Raw genomic sequence first — 2,563 nt, 5'->3', positions numbered from 1 at the left:
AACGTTCCCGCGCTACAAGCAGTTTGGGACTAAATTAAGCCCTATTTTCGGATTTGCCAAATCATCCAACTACAAAACCATATTTAAATTAAGCCAAATACCCAAATTGCTTGTAGCGTGTGTTGGCAACTGGGCTTATTACCACGATTTTATTTGTTACCCTTTGCTCTATTATGAGTTTTACAAAGCATTTCACAATTTTTTATGTCAGTTGCACCGCCTTTACTCCACGCTGTAACGTGGTCAGCATCCATTTCTGCTAATTTCCATATTTTCGTTTTGTTTGCATCGTGTCCAATGGCACAATGTGAACAGTTTGAAATTCCTTTTTTCTCGGCTTCTGCTGTTTGAATAGCACAAGTAGATTTTTTTGTTGCTTCGTCAAACACTCTAACTTCTAATAATTTTGTGTCTGTTGAGCCACCCAAAATAAATTCAAAAATTCCTTTTCGAGTTTTTACATAAGGGTCGGCATAAAGTTTCTTAACTTGTTCTGAAACTGTTTTTGAATTGTAAGGTTGTTTGCGATACGTTTCATAAAGTCTGCCATATTCAAGTCCTTTCATTTCGCTTTCTACGTCTGTAAATACGGTAGAAACCCAGTCAATGACACTTGTGAAATAGTTTTTCAGTTCGGTTATGTTTTTGTCAAATCTGTGTCGGCTCATATAATCGCCTACATTGTCTTTGCTTACCCATTCCAAAGCTCTTTCTAAATATTCTTGTCGGTTTGCACTTCCTGAAACGTAAGCACTCCATTTTTGAATGTTTGCGTTTTGGCTGTTACTAAATTCTTCTTTTCCAAGTGTTACAAATGGACCAGAATAAACTGCGTTTAAAAGTTCTTGATTATTGAGTGGAACACCTGCAATATTGATAGTTCTAAACCATTCTTTTATTTCGCTTTCTGTGCCTTCACATTCGTAAATTAAAAGTTTAGTATCTAATATCTTTTGTTGTTTGTCGGTTGCAATACCACTAAAATATTGCTCCATTCCGTTTTCGTCTTTTATAGCGAATTTGTTTGTTACAAATCTGCCAAAACTTGTAATTCGTTGTTGTCCGTCTAAAACTTCAAGGCTGTTTTTGCTGATTTTGTTGAAATAAATTAGACCTAACGGATAACCTTTTAAAATTGACGAAATAACAGCAACATCTCTTTTTCCGTCTGCATAAATATAGTTTCTTTGGTATTCGGGTTGAATTGTCAAAGTTCCTGACAAACCAAACAAGCCTTTGCCTTCCAATTCGTTGTAAATGAATCCTTCACAAATGTCTTTAACTGTTATATCTGTTCTTAATGTAGTTTCCATTATTTCTTATGCTTTATTAATACTCTTGTATAGACTTTTTCCAATTGATTGTTTCTAAAAACAACACCACTTGCATTCAAATCGTATGTGCCAAGTTTTCCAAATTTATCTAAGTATGCTTGTTTGCATTCAGCAGAAGAGTATATTTTAGTTTTTTGTTTATATAAATCTAGGTTTTCACACATTCCAACTATCTCAAATTGTTCAGGCGAATATTTGTCCAAAAAGCTAATAGGAACACCCATTACACCATCATAATCACTAGGTATAGCATCTGTAAATGGAACTTCAATAGCATTGTAATTTTCATAATTTAAATAACCAATTCCTTTTATTTCTTTGTGTTTACTGAATTTTAAATTATCGTCAAAAGTCATAAGAGGCATTTTTAAATGTCGTCTTCCGTGGTCAATATTGGTGTACCAACAACAATTTCTGAACTTTACCAAACCAGTTTCTTTATCAAAAACACCTTCTGCGTAGTCGTTTGATATTGGGGAAGAAAAAAAAGCGTTACCAGCTTTGAAACCATTACCTAACCAAATTTTATTTTCCTTAATATATCCAAATAGTTCTTTAAGTCCAATAGAGTTCATACTGCCAATAATTACAAATTGTTTATTAGCGTCCATTATCCACGGTAAGAATTCTCTAAATAATGAAAATGGTGGATTTGTAATAATAATATCGGATTCGTCTCGTAGTTTTTTTATTTCTTGACTTTTAAAATCACCATCACCTTTTAAGTATTCCCATTCCAAATCATTGACGTCAATTCTTCCATCACCAGATTTATCGTGGGTAAGTGTGAAAATTTTACCGTTTTTTACCGTTTTATTTTCGTCAAACTGTGGGTCGTTTGTTTCAAAAAGAGTTGGTTGATATTTGGTTTTGAAATTTTTGCTGTCTGGTGCATAACTTGTGCTTATAAGCTTTCTTAGTCCAAGTCGTTCAAAATTTTGCGCAAAAAACTTAGTAAAATTGCTCCATTCAGGGTCATCACAGGGAAGTAGAATTGTTTTGCCACGAAATACGTTTTGGTCAAATTCCAAATACGCCATTATTTCTTTTTCTATGTCGTGGTATTGAGTATAAAACTCATCGTTTTTTGTAGTTTTAGCTTTTGATAAGTTGCTATTCTTTGTTTTCTCCGCCATTGTTGTCCGATTTACGGCAACAAAATCAAACGGAATATTATTTTCAGTACTATGTTTTTAGCACGATAGTTCCGTTAGCCTTGTTGCCAACGT

Annotated in this window: 2 protein-coding genes; both read right to left on the bottom strand. The window is 33.6% G+C overall.

Annotated features, from left to right (window positions below):
- Positions 1–149: 149 nt before the first annotated feature.
- Positions 150–1,313, bottom strand: a complete 1,164-nt coding sequence (locus KZH69_RS20305; RefSeq protein WP_219319291.1) for an HNH endonuclease family protein — start codon at positions 1,311–1,313, stop codon at positions 150–152.
- Positions 1,313–2,470, bottom strand: a complete 1,158-nt coding sequence (locus KZH69_RS20300; RefSeq protein ID WP_219319290.1) for an adenine-specific methyltransferase EcoRI family protein — start codon at positions 2,468–2,470, stop codon at positions 1,313–1,315. The genes KZH69_RS20305 and KZH69_RS20300 overlap by 1 nt, the downstream gene beginning before the upstream one ends.
- Positions 2,471–2,563 lie beyond the last annotated feature (93 nt).

The organism is Flavobacterium taihuense, from assembly GCF_019351435.1.
Lineage (GTDB): Bacteria > Bacteroidota > Bacteroidia > Flavobacteriales > Flavobacteriaceae > Flavobacterium > Flavobacterium taihuense.
Note: the sequence above shows the minus strand (reverse complement) of the source record. Positions and strands in the feature narration are given on the sequence as shown.